The organism is Paludibaculum fermentans (genome assembly GCF_015277775.1).
Taxonomy (GTDB): domain Bacteria; phylum Acidobacteriota; class Terriglobia; order Bryobacterales; family Bryobacteraceae; genus Paludibaculum; species Paludibaculum fermentans.
Genome location: NZ_CP063849.1, coordinates 7,739,927 through 7,757,624 on the forward strand (window position 1 = coordinate 7,739,927; position 17,698 = coordinate 7,757,624).

The window sequence follows — 17,698 nt, forward strand, 5'->3', positions numbered from 1 at the left end:
TATCACAGACAGAGACGGCATGTCCGGCGGAACGTCACCCGGATTGCCGAAACTGGAAGCATGATGCCCGCACCTATCAAGCCATTGATTGCCATGTCCGTATTGGACCAGGTGGACGTCCGAGTAGGGACGATTCTCGCGATTGGGGAGGTGCCGGGTTCGGATAAGCTCATGCAGTTGCAAGTCTCGTTTGGCGACCACCAGCGTACGATTGTGGCCGGCATCCGCGGCGAACGCGAGACGCCGGAGGAGCTTGTGGGCCGGCAGTGCCTGTTTGTGGTGAATCTGGAGCCGAGGAAGATGCGGGGGATAGTGAGCGAGGGGATGCTGTTCGATATCGGGTTCGGCGACGGGCTGCGGCCGGTGCTGGCCGTGCCGGAAGCCCCCGTGCCGGACGGAACGAGGGCGTCGTAGCGAACCGGCTCCGGCGCACCCCCGCGCGGGGTCACGTTGCGCACGGGGGTTAAGGAGAAGGGCCGCGCCGGACTACGGGGCCGCGGAGGCGTTCGCCAAGCCGGGCGTGGGGGAGGCCAGTATTGCCCACGCCTGCGAGTCGGACAGTACGCGGCCGTAGGAGATGTCGGAGGTCTGCTTGCCGAAGGTGACGGTGTCGATGGCCGTCACCCCATCGGCGGCGAAGAGGCCCAGTTCTTCGCCGTCGGCGCTGAGTTTGAAGGCGGCGTGGAGGGCCCCGAGAGCCGCCTGGTCGTCCGCCCAGAACACCAGGTAGCCGCCCGCCGGAATGATAACGCCCTCGGGGATCTTGAATTTCGTGGGGTTGGCGAGGTTGTCGGTCAGATACAGTCCGCTGAGATTCACTTCGGAATCGCCCGGGTTGAAGAGCTCGAACCAGTCGTCGTAGGCGCCGGCATGATCGGCATTGGCGAGCGTCGCCTTGTTGTCGGCCATGATCTCGTTGATGTAGAGGACGAACGAGCCGGTGGTGGGCTCAGTTGTGCCGGCGGCGGGGTTGTCCGCGCCGGGGGTCGGCTGGTTGGTGGGCTCCCAATTCAGGCCGGTATCGCCGATGCGGATGTAGGAGTGCCCGGCGGCCAGTTCCGGATAGTCGACGCTGTCGATGATGGTGCTGCCCGACGAGCTGTCGGTGGTGTAGTACAGATACAGCGTTCCGCCCGCGGCCTGCAGGGCGAAGGGCGCATGCGTATCGCCTTGCGACGTGTCGCCATCCAGCCAGAGAATCAGGTGCTGGCCATCGGCCAGTTTGCCCGCGGGCAGGGCCCACTTTGTGGGATGCGCCGGGGAGTCGCTCAGGTAAAGACCGCTGAGGTCGACCGTGCCGGGCCCCAAATTGTGGATTTCCACCCAAGGCCTATAGTTGCCGGCGGCGTCCTTGACAGTGGACGTGTTGACGGTCATCACCTCGTTGATCCGCAGGTCGGCGGGACGGGCATAGGTATCAAGCACGGGCCGCAGGTAGGCGACGCGCCGGGTGACGAAATCGGTGAGGCCCACTACGGATGTCTGGCCGGTGCTGACGGATTTGCTCAGGGCGTTCTCGAAATCAGTATTCGTGTAGAACTTGTTTGGGTCGGAGTAGACGTCAGGCCGGATGATATCGGCCAGTTCCCGGATGCGTGCCTGCATGGAGGCGGTGTCGAAGCCATCGCGCAGCATGCGGGCGAGCTGGCGCAGATAGATGCGTTTGTAGGTGGCGTCGGCCCAGAGCCTGGTCATCAGCGGCCGGGCGTTGCTGCCGCCCATGCCGCCCCCTCCTGGCCCGGAGGTAGTAGTCGGCAGCCAGAAGGGGTCGAGCGTGGGCGGATTCGAGATGCGCGGTGAGCCGTCACCGGTGGTGCCGAACGACTCATTCAGGTCCCAATGGACGTGAATGAACTGCCCGGTGTCCTGACGGTGGTAGAGCATGAACTCCGAGGCTGAGCCGGCATAGGAGTCGAGGTTCACAAACAGGATATTGAGCGCGATGCCGTACAGCATGTTGTTGACATCGCAGATGGGTTCGAGTTTGGCGGGTAGTTCCGCCGTGGGGGTGTTGTTGAGAATGTCCAGGAATTCGATGAGATCGGAGTAGTCGTTGGCCTCCTCGTTGGTTTTGAGCTCGTAGAGCGATTGATAGCTGGCGGGGTTGGCGCCGAGATAGGAGAGCGTGGCGTTCGACTCTCCGGCCTCGTAGAGATTGCCGTCTTCGTCGTCGCCGAAGCGGCTCTGCATCATGGTCTTGTCCGGCTCTTCGACGGCGATGTAGAGGCCCCAGTACTCGTCGTTGACGTAGACGCGGGTATGGACGGCGCGCATGGCCGGGATATAGCGGGCCGCGAAATCGAGGAAGAGTTTCTCGCGCAGGAAGTCGGGCTGCAGGTCGCCATTGTTCAGATTGAGTTTCCTGAGGCCCAGGAATCTGGCCTCGGAATCGTACTCGTTGAAGTCGAGTTTGAAGGACTTTTTGACGCTGGACGAGCGGCGGAAGGAGGCGTTGCCCTTGAACCGAGCTCCGATGCTGGGGATGACGGTATCGCCGTACTGAAACCGTGCAGGGAAGTAGGGATCCGCCGCATTGGTGGAATGGCCTTTGTAGAGGGTGTTGTACCAGTCGGGATCGTCGAAATAGAGCCGGATTTCCTTAACCTGGCTGGAGTCGAAGAAGGCCGCCGCCTGGTCTGCCGAGAGGGTCTGTATTCCGGACAGAAGCAGAAACGTTACGAGAATGGTGGAACGCATCGCAAAGTACTTCTGTCGATAGAACGCGGCCATCGGAGGATGGGTTGCCGGGGGGATTGTAAAGGTAGGTAAAGGGCGGGACGCAGTTTGCTAATCCGCCTGCGTGTGGGGCTCTGCGTCTGCAACGACTGCGGACATTCCTGGGCATCCTGGAGCACGCGTCCGCGCGCTCCAGGATGCAAGGGTAGGCTACTTCTTCTTCAGGTCGACTTCGCCCAGCAGTTCGAGCGTCGGATTGAACTCGACCGATTCGGGGACCTCGGGCAACGCCGCCTTCAACTGCGCGCCGGGCGCAACCATGCGGAGCCGGCCGACGCGCGTGCCGGACTTGAGCTTCAGGGCTACCGGCAGATCCAGCCGGAAGCCCGCCGGTACACCGCTGATCTGAGGATCGACAACGAGCACCGCCTTGCCTTCTTCCTGAGTGACGCTGTACTGGCCCTTCACTTTCGGGACGGCCGAGGAGTAGACCCACTGGTTAAAGAAGTAGGACATGTCCTCGCCCGCGTGCTTCGAGACCAGCGCCGCAAAGTCTGCCGTGGAGGCCGGCTTGTCGGAGTAGGCGGTCACGAATTCTCGCATCAGGTTGAGGAACCGTGCGTCGCTGCCGGTGTTGTAGTCGTGCAGGAACATCCGGATCATGTGGAGTACGTATGCCCCTTTGGTGTAGATGAGTTGGCCGGCTCCGGGGCAGTCGGTGCCGCCCAGGCGGTAGCCGAGTGAAAGAGGGCCCGCGTCGTTGGGGGAAATGGCCGTGCCGACAGGCACCAGGATGTGTTCCTGCTGGTGTTTCAGGTACTGCATGAAGGGCTTCATGCCTTTGGTGGCCTGGATGTACAGAGCCGATGAGTAATCGGCAAATCCCTCTGAGAGCCACTGGTCGCGATAGTCGTTCCAGACGACTGCGTGTCCCCACCACTGGTGGGCGATCTCGTGAGGACCGACTTCTTCCAGGAAGGAGCGCATGCCGCCACGGTCGAGCTTTAGCTGATTGCGCGCCGTACCGTCCAGGAAGGAGGTGTACGGCAGGAAGAGCAGGCCTGGCCAGGACTGCCCGAAGAATCCATCGGGCTGCTGGGTGACGCGGAGGAACTTGTCGGGCAACGCTCCGAAGAGGCGCGTGTAGAGGTTCAGCGATTGAAGAGCTTCCGCCGCCGCTTTGGCCGACATGCCTGTCGTGTTCAGGGCGCCCGGGGAGATGCCGATCTGTGCGGCTATCGCGGGACTGCTTTCCAGCAAAATACGTAACTCCGCCAGTTCGTCGCCGAGGCCTGAGTTGGCGTAGACACTCACCTGGAAGCCATTGGCCTCCATCGACTTTGTGGAGAACTTGCCATAGTTGAAACCGGCCACTGTGGCGGGCCGCTGGCTATCCCACTCAGTGACTTCCTCTTTGCCCTCGATGGCGCGGCGTACTTCCTTGCCCGTCCCGACCAGCGAGAAGTTCTTGGGAATGCGGAATTTCGTGTGGAAGATGGCGCGATCGTTGAAGGACTCGCCCGCGGTGGCGGGGCGGGGGAACCAGGAGGAGCGGGCCCCCACGTAGAAATTGCCTTCGCCCGCCTTCTGGATGACGTCCTTGCCAGCGTAGGTGAACGTCCATTGGTAGGTCTTGCCGGCTTCCAGAGGCGCCGGCGCGATCACCCAGAGCGACCCATCGCGCTTCTCACTCTCCTGGATGAAGCCCAGGGCTACGCCTGCCTGATCCTTGACCTCCTTGACGCGCAGGGGGGGCGCCAGATTTATGTGGAGCAATTGGTCTCCGCTGAGCTTGGCTTCAAAAGTGGTGACGGCCGTCGCCGCCAGGCTGGCGTTGCCGGCGATGACCGTATCCACATCGATCTGCTTCGAATCGACGACCGTTTTCGGGAGAGCCGTTATCCCCGCGTTGCTGCCCAGGTCGGTGAGCGGGAATGAGTTCCAGATCTCACTCGAGTCCCCGCTTCTCACGCGAAGCAGCGAAACCTCCTCCATGTCGGCCGGGGCAAATTCATACAGCAGATATCCGAACTGTTTCGTCTTCACCAGTGCGAGGCAGTACGCACTGGCGGGCCGGGTGAGGTAGCGCAGGACATTCGCCTCCGCATTGAAGTGGAGTTGCTCGCGAAAGACTTCCCGGGCCGATTTGAGGGTGGAACCGAAACCGTCCGTGCTGCCGGCCGCGGCCTTCCCCTGTTTGAGTACTTCGGCCTCGGTCGCGTCGGAAAACAACAGCAGTAATTCCGTGAATGTGTCCTCGAGCTCCTCCGACTTATGCGAACGGCGGCGCGTCTCTGCCCGCTCCGAGGGCGTGGCCGCGGCAAACCGGAAGGTGCCCTGACCCTGAAAAATCGCACCATAAGTGCGGCCGGCCATGGGCGGTAAAAAGGCCAGTTTGCCGGAGTTGAGCGTAATTGTGGCCGCCGGCCGGCGCAGTTCGAGCTTCTCGCAGGTGACAACCCGGCTGGGGTCCGGCGCGGCCTCGCGTGCTGCACGGTAATCCGTGAGCAGGGCGGCCGGATCGGAGGCGATGAGCAGGGCGGGGGCTAGAAGAATGTTGAGGACGACTGCCAAAAGACGCATACAGCCAGGGCGGACGAGCGGTGGAATACTGCGCCGAGCGGCCGGGACTGGGACCTTTCTTCGCGGCCACCGTGTGGCAGGCCGCTGATACTATCCTTCATAGCGGGCAAGAATGTGAAGAATTAGTCTATCTCGCTGGCAGTATATCACTACAAATGTTGGCGTTCGGAATAGATAAATAAGAATTCATTTATCGTCTGCAGCAGGTCGGCCGCAGCGAGCCTTGGGTCGGAGGGGTGCTGGTGGAAGCAGCGCCGCCATCGACCGCTTGCCGCGCTTGTGGCCATGACCGCGTGACCCGCGGCCGCCGCCGTCCGTTGGGCCAGTCAGGGATTGGTCTTGTTGCCCAGCCCGTTGAAAAGCTACAATTCGTGGTGTCAGAGTTAGACCATCGGCATTGCCAGGGGCACAAGGAGAAGGATTCATGAAGGGTGACGCAAAGGTTATCGAGTATCTGCAGGAAGTCCTGACGGCCGAATTGACGGCCATCAACCAGTACTTTCTCCACGCTGAGATGATGGAAAACTGGGGGTATGAGCGGTTGGCCAAGATCACCCGCAAGGAATCCATCGAGGAGATGGTGCATGCCGAGAAGCTGCTGCACCGCATGCTCTACCTGGATGCCTCGCCGAATATGAGCGAGCTGTTCCCGCTGCGGATCGGCCAGACCGTGAAAGAGCAGATCGAGAACGATCTGGCGGTGGAGTACGACGCCGTTCCGCGGCTGAACAAGGCCATCAATGCGGCCGTGGCTGCCGGCGACAACGGCTCCCGTGATCTCTTCGAGTCGATCCTGAAGGACGAGGAGCATCACGTCGACTATCTGGAAGCGCAGCTCCATATGATCAAGGAAATGGGCTATGAGAACTACCTCGCCCAGAACATGAAGGAACACGAGTAAGTCTTCCGGAACCGGATCGTGAGACTGGCGGCGGGTGCCCGAATCAGGGTGGCCCGCCGTTTCGCATTGGGAGGGGCTTATGACGAAAAAGATTGTCGTGGCGGGCCTGGATGCGTTCCGCCGGAGTTTGCGCGATGCGATGACCCAGCTCGACCTGGATGCTTTCCGCACGAAACCCTGGTTCCGCGGCCACTCCGACGTCGCTTACAAGCTCCTGCCCGGCCTGTTTCGCAATGACGCCAACCCGCCGGAGGAGTGGAACATGTTTGCCTACTTCCTCAACGACGGGTCGTCCCTGTTGGACCGGGGCATCAACTCGTGGGAAGCACTCGCCTTCATGCAACACCACGGGCTGCCTACGCGGCTGCTCGACTGGTCGGGTTCCCTGCAGACCGCGCTCTTCTTCGCAACCGCGCATCAATTCCGGCGCGATGAGGTGCCGTCCAGCCCCTGCGTCTGGGTCATGAATCCTTACCAGTTGAATCAGATCTCGGCCAGGTCCAAACAGCACTACGTGATCTACGACGAGACCGACCGCATCTCCTTCGACTACCTGGACTCGATCCGCACCGGCCAATGGCCTCGCAAAATGCCGGTGGCGATTGCCGCGCCCTGGCGGAACCGGCGCGTGATGGCCCAGCAGGGCAGCTTTACCGCGCACGGCAGCGATCCCCGGCCCATCGAGAGCATTCCGGCCCTAAAAGGCTGCATCCGGCGCGTGGATATCGATCCGGCCCTGGTGCCCGCCATTCGGGAAGACCTCGCTATCCAGGGGTTCAATCACTTCCAGGCATTCCCTGACCTGGACGGCCTGGCCCAGCGCCTGCGCTACCAGTTGATGCTGCGCTGACGGCGATCAGAGCGCGCGCCGCCGGACAGCTACAATGGAAAGACCCTCAACATGATGAAGACTCGCGTGCAGTGCCACTCTGCCCATCTGACCGCGCTTTTTGTGGCGGTTTCGGTTTTATTCGCCCTACCCGCGCGGGCTGAAGTCCGCAAGCCGACAGGGGCGGCCGCGCTCGAGAAACAGTTGGAAGGACTGCGCGTGGTCGGCAGCGTCCTCATGATCGCCGCCCATCCTGACGACGAGAATACGGCTCTGCTGGCCTATTGCGCCCAGGGCCGGAAGTATCGCACCGCCTACCTCTCGCTGACGCGAGGCGAAGGCGGGCAGAATCTCATCGGCAGCGAGCAGGGCGACCTGCTCGGCGTCATCCGCACCCAGGAACTGCTGGCCGCCCGCCGCGTGGATGGAGCCGAGCAGTTCTTCTCCCGTGCCATCGATTTCGGCTTCTCGAAGACAGCCAAAGAGACCCTGGAGAAGTGGGGCCGCGAGCAGGTCCTCTCCGACGTGGTCTGGGTGATCCGCCGCTACCGCCCTGACGTCATCTTCCTGAGGTTTTCCGGCACGCCGCGCGACGGCCACGGCCATCACCAGTCATCCTCCATCCTGGGCAAGGAAGCCTTCAAACTCGCCGCCGATCCCACGGCCTTTCCGGAGCAGTTGAAATACGTCCAGCCCTGGCAGGCCAAGCGCATCATGTGGAACGGCTTCAGCTTCAACCGCCAACAGGAGCAGGAGATGGACAAGATGCCGGACCGGCTGATGGTCGACACCGGCGAATTTGATCCTGTGCTTGGTCTCTCCTATGGTGAGCTCGCCGGCATCAGCCGCAGCCAGCATCGCAGCCAGGGCATGGGCTCGCCCGAGCGCAAAGGCGCCGCCCCGAACTATCTCTTCCTGTATGGCGGGGACCCGGCCAAGCAGGATTTCATGGACGGGGTAGACACCTCCTGGAACCGGCTGCCCGGCGGGGCCGCGGTGCAGAAAGCCCTCGACGAGGCCTTGGCCGCCTATTCGATGGAGTCGCCCGAGAAGGTTATCGCCCCGCTGTTGAAGGCCCGCAAACTGATCGCCGCCATCGATCAACCGGACGCCCGCCGGAAGCTCTCTGATCTCGACGAGGCGCTCGCCATGGCGGCCGGTCTCTGGCTGGAAGTGAGCGCCGCGAAGGCGGAGGCGACACCCGGCAGTTCCGTGACCCTGAATCTCACAGCGGTCAGCCGCGGCCACGCCAAGGTCGAACTGGAGGGCGTGAAGGCGGGTGACGCAGTTTCCTTCGCCGGCGCCGCGCTGGCGTACAACCAGCCGCACACCGCCAAGGCCGACTGGCAGGTGCCCGAAACCGCGCCGCTGACTCAGCCGCTTCAGCTGCGGAAGCAGCGCACCGGCAACCTCTACACGATCGCCGATCAACGCAAGATCGGCTTGGCGGAAGACGAGCCGGTGCTCACCGCGAAGTTCCGCGTGAAGATTGAAGGCGAGTCGATCGAACTCAGCCGGCCGGTGGAGAACCGCTACGTTGACCGTGTACGCGGCGAGCTGGCGCGCCCGCTCATCATCGTGCCGCCGGTTTCGCTGAAGCTCTCCGAGACCGCACTGCTGTTCGCCGAGCGCAAGGCGCGGCCGGTGACGGTGGAAGTCGTGGCCCGTCATCCCAACCAGTCGGGCTCAGTGTCGCTGCAGGCCCCAGCCGGCTGGCAGGTGGAGCCGGCCGAGAACCCGTTCCAACTGGCCGAGGCGGGCCAGATGGTCACCGTGACGTTCCAGGTGACGCCGCCTGCCGCCACCGCCCGCGCGGAGATTCGCGCCAGCGCCCGCATCGGCAACCTGGCCATTGCGAACGGTATGACGCAGTTGACCTACGATCACATTCCCATCCAGACAATTTTTCCGGCGGCTAAGACCCCGGTGGTGCGTGTGGATGCGAAGGTCAGCGCCAAGCGGGTGGGTTATGTGATGGGTGCAGGCGACGAGGTTCCGGCCGCGCTGAAGGAACTCGGCTGCGAGGTCACGTTTCTGGAGGCCGGCGACCTGGCTCACGGCGATCTCAGCCGTTTCGACGCAATTGTGACCGGCGTACGGGCCTGGAATGTGCGCGAGGATCTCCGCACCAGCCACGAGCGGCTGCGGCAGTACATGGAGGCCGGCGGCACCGTTGTCGTGCAGTACAACATCCTGGATGGCACTTTCCTCAGCACGGAGCAGGGCACTGTGAAGAACATGGGTCCGTTCCCCATCAAGCTGGGCCGCGATCGCACGACGGTGGAAGAGGCGCCCGTGCAGTTCCTCAAGCCCGACGATCGCCTGCTGCAGATCCCGAACACCATTACTCCGGCCGATTTCGACGGCTGGGTGCAGGAACGCGCCCTCTACTTCCCCTCCGAATGGGATCCCAAGTATACTCCGCTGCTGGAGACTCACGATCCCGGCGAGGCCGTGCAAAAGGGCGGCCTGCTGTATGCCCGGGTGGGCAAGGGCGCCTACGTCTTCACCTGCTACTCCTGGTTCCGGCAACTGCCGGCTGGTGTGCCGGGCGCCTATCGAATCTTCGCGAATCTGGTCAGCGCCGGCCGCTGAGCCGCCTGGGGAGCGTGGAAGCATGAATGACGAACGGCCTCCGTTCTTCAAGACCTGGGGGCGGCTCTACACCGCCGTGATCGTCTTTCTAGTCGTCGTCATCGCACTGTTCGATCAGTTCACGCGGAGATTCAACCGGTGAGGCCGCTCGATTGGCTGGTGATGGTCTGCGCGCTGGCGGGTGTCGTTCTTTACGGCCTCTACCGCTCACGCGGCAGCAATACGACGTCCGGTTACCTGTTGGCCAACAAGACGATGCCCTGGTACGCCATGGCTTTGTCGATCATGGCTACGCAGGCCAGTGCGATCACCTTCATCTCGACCACGGGGCAGAGCTACGTGGACGGCATGCGCTTCGTCCAGTTCTACTTCGGCCTGCCCGTGGCGATGATCCTGGTGGCGGCCGTGGCCGTGCCCCGCTTCCTCAACAGCGGCGTCTACACGGCTTACGAGTACCTGGAGCGCCGCTTTGACTCGAAGACCCGGACCCTGGTGAGCGCGGTATTCCTGGCCCAGCGCGGCCTGGGCGTCGGTGTGGCCCTCTCCGCCCCTTCCGTGGTCCTCACCGCGATCCTGGGCTGGCCCGACCAGTGGACCGCCCTCATCGTCGGCGTCGTGGTCATTGCCTATACGGTGACGGGTGGAATCACCGCCATCACCTGGGCCGATTTCATCCAGATGCTGATCATGAGCGTCGGCCTCGTGGTCGCCCTCACGGCCGCCATCGCCCTGCTGCCTTCGAATGTCAGCTTCGGGGATGCCGTGGCCGTAGCCGGCGCGGCCAGCCGCCTGAACCCGGTCGTCTGGAAGTTCGATCCCAGCGACCGCTACAACGTCTGGAGCGGCCTCATCGGCGGCATGTTCCTGATGCTGGCCTACTTCGGCTGCGATCAGAGCCAGGTGCAGCGCTACCTTACGGGCAAGAGCGTCTCGCAGAGCCGCCTCAGCCTGCTGTTCAACGCCGTCGTCAAGATTCCGATGCAGTTCTTCATCCTTTTCATCGGAGCCATGGTCTTCGTCTTCTTTACCTTCGAGAAGCCGCCCATCCTGTTCAACAAGGTGGCGCTCGCCCGGGTGGAACAGAAGGCGGAGTTCCCGCAGATCCAGGGCGCTTACGATCGCGCCTTCGACCACCGCAAGGCGGCCGCCCAGGACATCGTGAATGCCCGCCGGGCCAGCGATCCCGAGGCGGAGACGCGGGGCGTGGAGCGCTTCAAGACGGCGCAGAAGGAGCTGGACGGAACCCGCAAAGAGGCCGCGCACCTCGCCGCGGACGGCAACGGCACGGTCATCGACACCAACTACATCTTCCTGACCTTTGTGACGAAGTATCTGCCCGCGGGACTGGTGGGCTTGCTGCTGGCCGCGATCTTCGGGGCCGCCATGTCGGTGAGTTCGGCCGAGATCAACTCTCTCGCCACGGTCTCAGTGATCGACGTCTACAAGCGCCACTGGAAGTCGAACGGCGACGACCACCACTACCTGCGCGCCTCGCAATGGGCGACCGCCTTCTGGGGTGTGTATGCCGTGATCACGGCTCAGTTCGCGAAGAACCTGGGCTCCCTGGTGGAGGCCGTGAATCTGCTGGGGTCGTTCTTCTATGGCGGGCTGTTGGGTGTCTTCGCCCTGGCGTTCTTCTTCCCGCGAGTGAAGGGCACGGCGGCGTTCCTGGGTGTGCTGGGCGGGGAGGTCGCGATCTTCGCCACCTGGAAGTTCACCAATGTGGCCTTCCTCTGGTACAACGTGGTGGGCTGCGTCGGGGTTGTCGGCCTGGGCTTGCTCTTCTCTCTATTTGTGAAGGAAGACACGAAGGGCCAGGCATAGGCCCGGCCCTTTCGTGAAACGCTCGAACTAGACTTCGATGGAACTGACCTGGACGCGCGAACGGCGTCCTTCCACTACCACGATGCCCGACTCGGTGACGTGATACTTCTGCTTGTCGGCCTCGAGATCGTAGCCGATCACCGTATCCTCCGCCAGATGGACGTTCTTGTCGAGAATCGCCTTGCGCACCTTGCAGCGGCGCCCGATGTCGCAGTTGTCGAAGACGATGGAGTCTTCCACCGTCGACCCGGTGTGAATCCGCACTCCGCGGCCAATGATCGAATTCCGCACCATGCCGCCGGAGAAGATGGAACCGGCCGAGACGATGGAGTCCACCGCGCTGCCGCGGCGTCCCTCTTCGTCGAACGTGAACTTGGGCGGCGGATCGTCGTAGCTGGCCGTACGCAGCGGCCACTGGCGGTTGTAGAGATTCAAGGCCGGGGTCACCATGCGCAGATCCATGGTGGCTTCGTAATAGGCGTCGATGTTGCCGACGTCGCGCCAGTACACCGGAGCGCCGATGGGGTCCCCGGGAATCCGGTTCGTCTGGAAATCGTAGGCGAAGACATCCCCGCGGCTGACCCAGCGGGGCAGGATGTCGCGGCCGAAATCGTGCGAGGTCTTCTCCATCTTGCTGTCTTCGTATAGGAACTTCAGCAGCGGACCGGTGGAGAAGATGTAGTTGCCCATCGAGGCCAGAACCATGTCCGGGTTGCCGGGCATCGTGGGCGCGTCTGGATTCTTCTCGTGGAAGGCGATCACCCGGCCGTCGCCCGCGACCTCGATGACTCCGAACTCGGAGGCGAATTCCTTGGGCACCGGGATCGCTGCGACCGTGGCCTGGGCCCGCTTCTGTTCATGGAATTCGATCATCTCGCGGATGTTCATTCTGTAGATGTGATCCGCGCCGAACACGGCCACGACATGCGGGTCCGATTGTTCGATCAGGTTCACATTCTGGAAGATCGCGTCCGCCGTGCCGCGGTACCAGGTCTCACCCGGCGAGCGCATCTGCGCCGGGACAGGAATAATGTACCGGTCCTTCAGGATTCCGGAGAACTCCCATCCGTCTCGCAGGTGCTGCAGCAGCGACTGGCTCTTGAATTGAATCAAGACGTAGATCGAATGTATGCCGGAGTTAACCAGATTCGAGAGGACGAAATCGATGATGCGGTATTGGCCGCCGAAGGGTACGGCGGGCTTCGCTCGCTCCTTGGTGAGCGGGTAAAGGCGGGTCCCTTTACCGCCGGCGAGTACGAAAGACAATACTCGAAGCTGCATGCGGCATCTCTCCTTGTGCGTGCATGATACCACCGGAATGTTTTCGGACGCTGGCAGCTCCGCAACAATCTTGCAGGCGGTCCCCAGGCGTGCGTTTACTTGGCTTTGTCCTGGATGGACTGGATGTACGCGATCAGGTTTCGAACCCGCCGGGCGGTGCGCGCATCGCTGGTGCCGGCCACGGAGAGTGAGGGGCCCCAGACGGGCATTTGCCGGCCGCCATGCGCGGTGATCGTGTCGGCGCCGCCCAGGATCTTCTCCAGGCGTGCGCCCGGAAATACTCCATTGCCGCGCCGGGCGAGTTGGGTGAGATCCGTGGGTTTCATCCGCATGGCCGCCGCCGCCGGACCATCGCCTTTGCCCTGCAGGCCATGGCAGGAGGCGCAATAAGACTTGAAGAGCCCGTTACCCGATTCCGGGCCGGACTCCGGCGCGACGGGTTTGACCGTGCGCGGCGGGTCGGCGAAAGTACTGCTGGCCGCAACGACCGCTAGGAATGCGAACGCTTTGATGTGACGGAACATATGCCTTCCCCGCCGTCAGAGTAGTACTCCGCCGCCCCGGCAGCAAGGGTCCAGGCTAACCAATGTTCACTTGCCCGATGCGTATGGGTGTGTTATCAATGAAGGCAGATTGATCCGCAATTACTGCCCGTAAATCGGGTGTCAAGCTAGCTTTTGCCAGGAGAACCGCCTTGGAGTCCCCCAATCGCCGACTGATTCGTCCGCCTTTAGCTGAACCGAAAGAGAGGGCATCGAGCAGTGCGCGTTCTTCCGCCCTCCAGAAGAAACAGGCTCCCCCCGACACCACCAACGCCGAGAACTTCTATTACGTCAAACAGATGCAGTCGAAGACCCCCGTGGTCATCGTGCTGCAGGACGGGGAAGAGCTGAATGGCGTGCTCGAGTGGTATGACAAGAACTGCCTCAAGCTGACGCGGGACGAGGGGCCGAATCTGCTCGTCTATAAGTCGTACATCAAGTACATCTATAAGCAGGAAGGGTAATCCCCTTCCTGCCGGTCCGCCGCTGAACGAGCCTACCCCCGCCCGCCTTCGTTCTCCTTCTCCCGCTCCTTCTCCCTCTCCAGGATCCTTGCGCGCAGTTCCAGCCGTTGCTTCCGCCGTTCGCCCGCCTGCTCCCAGCGGTGAATCTCTACCTCTGTCTCAGGAATAGCCTGCGGGATTACCCGTGGCTTACCTTCCGGTGAAAGGCCCACGAACGTCAAATAGGACGAATTTGTATGGCGGATCTCGCCCGTCGTCAGATCTTCCACCAGGACCTTGACGCCTACCTCCATCGAGGTCTTGAAGACGCGGTTCACACTGGCTCGGAGCGTCAGCAACTGCCCGATCTGGATGGGAAACAGAAAAGTCATGTAATCGACCGAGGCGGTCACCACGGGACCCCGGGCGTGGCGCATGGCCGCAGTGGCGGCCGCCAGGTCCACGAGATGCATGATACGCCCGCCCAGCAGGTTGCCCAGCGGATTGGCGTAGATCGGTAAAGCGAACTCGGACAGTTCGCTGGCGGACTCACGAATGGGACGGCCTTCCATGAAAGAAAGGTAGCATGGGAGGTATGTCCAGACTCGAAGCAGTTCGCGCCCTGGTGGCCCAGGACCCTACCAACAGCCGGATCCGGTTCATGCTGTGCATGGAATACCTGGGCGCCTCCGACTGGCAGCAGGCTGTCAGTGAATTGAAGGAACTGCTCGCACGCGATGCCAATTACGTGGCCGCCTACTACCAGGCCGGACGCGCCAGCGAAGAGTTGGGCGAGGAAGACGCTGCCCGCGCGTTCTATCGCGACGGCATCGATGCGGCCCGCCGTACCGGTGACGCCCACGCCCTGAGTGAACTGCAGGCCGCCCTCGACATCCTAGGCTGAGGCGCGCCGCCGCCGGTACTCTTCAGCGAGCATGCTGTAGAGCCGCATATCCACAAACTCGCCGTGCAGTTTGGCCGAATGCCGCAGGATCCCTTCAAACTGGAAGCCCAGGCGTTCCGGCACCGCGGCGGAGCGATGGTTCCCGGTGGCGCAGCGGATCTCGACTCGTTCCATGCCCAGGGTCTCGAAGGCGAGCCGCAGCATCGCCTCGCAGGCCCGCGAGATCAGCCCCTTGCCTTCCATCGCCTTGGCCACCCAGTAGCCGATCTGGAGATTCCCGTTGGCCAGGCTGATGTCGTGCATGCCGATGATGCCCACCAGCCCCGAGGCGCCCGTCCACAAGCTATACGCCACCGTCACCGCCGCCGCCCTCTTGGCCTCCATCTCTTTCAGGAAATGCAGGGAATCGGCGGGTGAGCGGGAGAAGTCCACCCAGGGCAGCCAGACGCGCAGGTGCTCGCGGTTGGCATCGACGGCCGCGTAGAGCGTCTCCGCCAGGCTCGTATCCAGCGCCTGCAGGACAAGGTCCGGGCCGAGCTCGATCCTCGTTTCGGGATGCTTGGGGAAGGTGGCGGCCGCCATCCTCCCAGCCTAGCCGATCGTCGCGCGCGGCCGCAGTTTACAAAAATATCGCAGAACATCCGGGGCCGCCGTTCGTTCCAATGCTAAGGGAGAAATCCGATGAGTGAATTATGGCGTGGCTTGCGGTTGAGCGTGCGGTCGTTGCGGCGCACCCCCGCGTTTTCGGTGATTGCGATCCTGACTTTGGCGCTCGGCATCGGCGGCACCACGGCCATGTTCTCCATCGTGAATGGAGTCCTGCTCCAGCCGCTGTCCTATCGGGATCCCGGCCAGTTGGTGGTGATCCGCGAGAGCATCAAGGAGCTCGCCCACCTCTACCCGGCCCTGCCCGCCAACGCTCTCCATCTCGAAGCCTGGCGCGACCGCTGTGCGGCGATCCAGGGCGCCGCCATCATGCGCGGCACCACCCTGAACCTCACAGGCAACGGGGAACCGCTGCAACTGACCGTCCTGTCCGTCTCTCCCTCCATCCTGCAGGTGCTGGGCGTCCAGCCTGCGTTGGGCCGCGGCTTCCTGCCGGAGGAGGAGAACAAGGGCCGCAATCGCGTGGTGGTCCTGACCGACTCGTTCTGGCGGCGCATCGGCGCGGATCCGGCACTGGTGGGCCGCACGCTGACGCTGGACGGGCTGCCGCATACGGTTGTTGGCGTCCTGCCCGCCTCATTTCGATTCCCGACGGCGGCCAAATGGGGCCCGCTCGAAGGACTTCCGCCCGGCCTCGACCTGCTGCGGCCGGAGTCGCTCAACCGCGCCGACATTTCGCCCATGGCTGAGTTCAACTATGCTGCCTTCGCCCGCCTGAAGCCCGGCGCCTCCATCCATCAGGCCGTTGACCAGATCAACGCGGTGCAGGCCCAGATCGTGCACGACTCCGGAGAGAAACTGACGCTGTCGGCGTTGGTCGACCCGTTGCAGGAGATCGTTGTCGGCGAATCCCGGCGCGGCCTGCTGTTGCTGCTGGGCGCCGTGGGGGCTGTCCTGTTGATCGTCTGCGTAAACCTGGCGAACCTGATGCTCGTGCGCGGAGCCGGACGGGGGCGGGAAGTGGCCATTCGACTGGCGATGGGTGCCGACCGTGCCGGCCTGGTTCGCATGGCATTGCGGGAAAGCCTGCTGCTGGCGATCCCCGGTGGCCTGCTGGGCCTTGGCCTGGCTTGGGGCGCCGTTCGCCTGCTCGTCAGCCGCTCGGCCCTGGAACTGCCGCGCATCGACGAGATCTCGGTGGACTGGCGTACCGCCCTGTTCGCCATCGCCGTCAGCCTGGTCACCGCGGCCGCTTTCGGCATGCTGCCCGCCTGGCGCCTGGGGTCAGTGGATCCGCAGGAGTCGTTGAAGGCCGGCAGCCACACCACCACCGAGAGCCGCGCCAGCGCTCGTGTGCGGAGTCTCCTGGTGGGCACACAGGCTGCCCTCGGTGCGACTCTGCTCGTCTTTGCCGGTTTGCTCAGCACCAGCCTCCTGCACCTCCTGAATGTGGACAAAGGTTTCCGCACGGAACGCGTTCTCGCCTCGGAGGTCGTGCTGCCCACCTCCCGTTATGAGGGACAGCCCGACCGCACCCGTTTCTACGACAAGCTGCTGGCGCAGGTACACGCGCTGCCTGGAGTGGAGTCGGCTGCCCTCGTCAGCCATATGCCGTTGCGCGGCCAGGTTTGGATCAATCCGCTTTCGATCGAGGGCGACACGCGGCCCATGCTGCAGCGGCCCATGGCCAACATCCGCTTCATCAGCCCCGGCTACTTCCAGACCATGCGCATGCAGCTGCTGAACGGCCGCGACTTTGCCGAGGCGGACCGTGAACGCAAGGTCATCATTCTCTCCGAAGCAGCGGCCAAGCTCCTTTGGCCCGGCCTGAATCCTCTCGGCCGCACCCTGCGGTTTGGCGGACCGGATTCGCCCGTCGCCGAAGTGGTGGGCGTCGTCAAGGACAATCGCTCTGTCGAACTGGACCAGGGACCGGTCCTGATGGCCTACCTGCCGCACTGGCAGCAATCCCGTACTCGCGCCGTGCTCATGATTCGCACGGCCGCCGACCCGTTGCAGATGGCGGGTGTCATCCGCCGCGCCGTGCACGAGGCGGATGCGGAGGTGCCCGTGGCTCAGCTCCTGACCATGGATACGGTTGTGGATCAGGCCGTGGCGCGGCGGCGATTCCAGGCTGCGCTGGCCCTGGGCTTTGCGGTGTTCGCGCTACTGCTGGCCGGCCTGGGCGTCTATGGCGTGGTCTCCTACTGGGTGGCCCGCCGGCGTACGGAGCTGGGGATTCGCGCCGCCCTGGGGGCGCAACGAGCTGAGCTGTTCCGCCTTGTGCTGGGACGTGGCCTGGCGCCGGTGTGCGCGGGTCTCGCTGTCGGCCTGGTTATCGCGCTGCTGGGGGGCCGGATCGTGGAGAGCCTGCTCTTTGAAGTGAAGGCGACGGACCCCTGGGTCTATGGGCTGGTCGCCGCGGCGCTGGGTGGCCTGTGCACGTTGGCTTGCGGGATTCCCGCCATGCGGGCCGCGGGTACGCAGGCCGTGCAGGTACTACGCGACGAATAG

The 17,698-nt window shown here is 63.3% G+C and carries 14 protein-coding genes; 8 read left to right on the forward strand and 6 right to left on the reverse strand.

Annotation, left to right across the window (positions count from 1 at the left end; all coding sequences use genetic code 11):
* The first annotated feature begins 63 nt into the window (after positions 1–63).
* Positions 64–414: a tRNA-binding protein gene (locus tag IRI77_RS30680; RefSeq protein ID WP_194453856.1), complete on the forward strand. Its 351-nt coding sequence runs from the start codon at positions 64–66 to the stop codon at positions 412–414.
* A 72-nt stretch (positions 415–486) separates the two neighbouring features.
* On the opposite strand, the gene IRI77_RS30685 is transcribed toward IRI77_RS30680, so the two are convergent.
* The gene (locus IRI77_RS30685; RefSeq protein WP_194448766.1) at positions 487–2,697 is read right to left on the reverse strand and encodes a CotH kinase family protein; all 2,211 of its coding nucleotides are present in this window, start codon (positions 2,695–2,697) and stop codon (positions 487–489) included.
* A 189-nt stretch (positions 2,698–2,886) separates the two neighbouring features.
* Positions 2,887–5,259: a M1 family aminopeptidase gene (locus IRI77_RS30690; RefSeq protein WP_194448767.1), complete on the reverse strand. Its 2,373-nt coding sequence runs from the start codon at positions 5,257–5,259 to the stop codon at positions 2,887–2,889.
* Between the two features lie 424 nt (positions 5,260–5,683).
* On the opposite strand from IRI77_RS30690, the gene bfr reads away from it, so the two are divergent.
* The 4 genes from bfr to IRI77_RS30710 all read left to right on the forward strand — a co-directional run bounded on the left by bfr (position 5,684) and on the right by IRI77_RS30710 (position 11,408).
* Entirely contained in the window at positions 5,684–6,160 is a 477-nt protein-coding gene (gene bfr, locus IRI77_RS30695) for a bacterioferritin (protein WP_194448768.1), read from the forward strand.
* 79 nt (positions 6,161–6,239) lie between these two features.
* Positions 6,240–7,010, forward strand: coding sequence for an FRG domain-containing protein (locus IRI77_RS30700; protein ID WP_194448769.1), 771 nt, complete (start codon positions 6,240–6,242; stop codon positions 7,008–7,010).
* Positions 7,011–7,061: 51 nt separating this feature from the next.
* A complete protein-coding gene (locus IRI77_RS30705; RefSeq protein ID WP_194448770.1) occupies positions 7,062–9,584 on the forward strand; it encodes a PIG-L family deacetylase in 2,523 nt (840 codons plus the stop codon).
* 138 nt (positions 9,585–9,722) lie between these two features.
* On the forward strand, positions 9,723–11,408 hold the full coding sequence (locus tag IRI77_RS30710) for a sodium:solute symporter (RefSeq protein WP_194448771.1): 1,686 nt from the start codon (positions 9,723–9,725) through the stop codon (positions 11,406–11,408).
* Positions 11,409–11,435: 27 nt separating this feature from the next.
* Here IRI77_RS30710 and glgC read toward each other — a convergent pair whose 3' ends face one another.
* Complete coding sequence (gene glgC / locus IRI77_RS30715) at positions 11,436–12,689, reverse strand: glucose-1-phosphate adenylyltransferase (protein ID WP_194448772.1); 1,254 nt, start codon at positions 12,687–12,689, stop codon at positions 11,436–11,438.
* A 95-nt stretch (positions 12,690–12,784) separates the two neighbouring features.
* Entirely contained in the window at positions 12,785–13,213 is a 429-nt protein-coding gene (locus IRI77_RS30720; protein WP_194448773.1) for a c-type cytochrome, read from the reverse strand.
* A 170-nt stretch (positions 13,214–13,383) separates the two neighbouring features.
* Here IRI77_RS30720 and IRI77_RS30725 point away from each other — a divergent pair, with 170 nt between their 5' ends.
* A complete protein-coding gene (locus tag IRI77_RS30725) occupies positions 13,384–13,695 on the forward strand; it encodes an Hfq-like protein (RefSeq protein ID WP_194448774.1) in 312 nt (103 codons plus the stop codon).
* 32 nt (positions 13,696–13,727) lie between these two features.
* Here IRI77_RS30725 and IRI77_RS30730 read toward each other — a convergent pair whose 3' ends face one another.
* Positions 13,728–14,246: an acyl-CoA thioesterase gene (locus tag IRI77_RS30730; RefSeq protein WP_194448775.1), complete on the reverse strand. Its 519-nt coding sequence runs from the start codon at positions 14,244–14,246 to the stop codon at positions 13,728–13,730.
* A gap of 23 nt (positions 14,247–14,269) precedes the next feature.
* On the opposite strand from IRI77_RS30730, the gene IRI77_RS30735 reads away from it, so the two are divergent.
* The gene (locus IRI77_RS30735) at positions 14,270–14,578 is read left to right on the forward strand and encodes a tetratricopeptide repeat protein (RefSeq protein WP_194448776.1); all 309 of its coding nucleotides are present in this window, start codon (positions 14,270–14,272) and stop codon (positions 14,576–14,578) included.
* On the opposite strand, the gene IRI77_RS30740 is transcribed toward IRI77_RS30735, so the two are convergent.
* A complete protein-coding gene (locus IRI77_RS30740) occupies positions 14,570–15,160 on the reverse strand; it encodes a GNAT family N-acetyltransferase (RefSeq protein ID WP_194448777.1) in 591 nt (196 codons plus the stop codon). The two genes, IRI77_RS30735 and IRI77_RS30740, sit on opposite strands and share 9 nt — an antisense overlap.
* A gap of 99 nt (positions 15,161–15,259) precedes the next feature.
* On the opposite strand from IRI77_RS30740, the gene IRI77_RS30745 reads away from it, so the two are divergent.
* Positions 15,260–17,698: an ABC transporter permease gene (locus IRI77_RS30745; protein WP_194448778.1), complete on the forward strand. Its 2,439-nt coding sequence runs from the start codon at positions 15,260–15,262 to the stop codon at positions 17,696–17,698.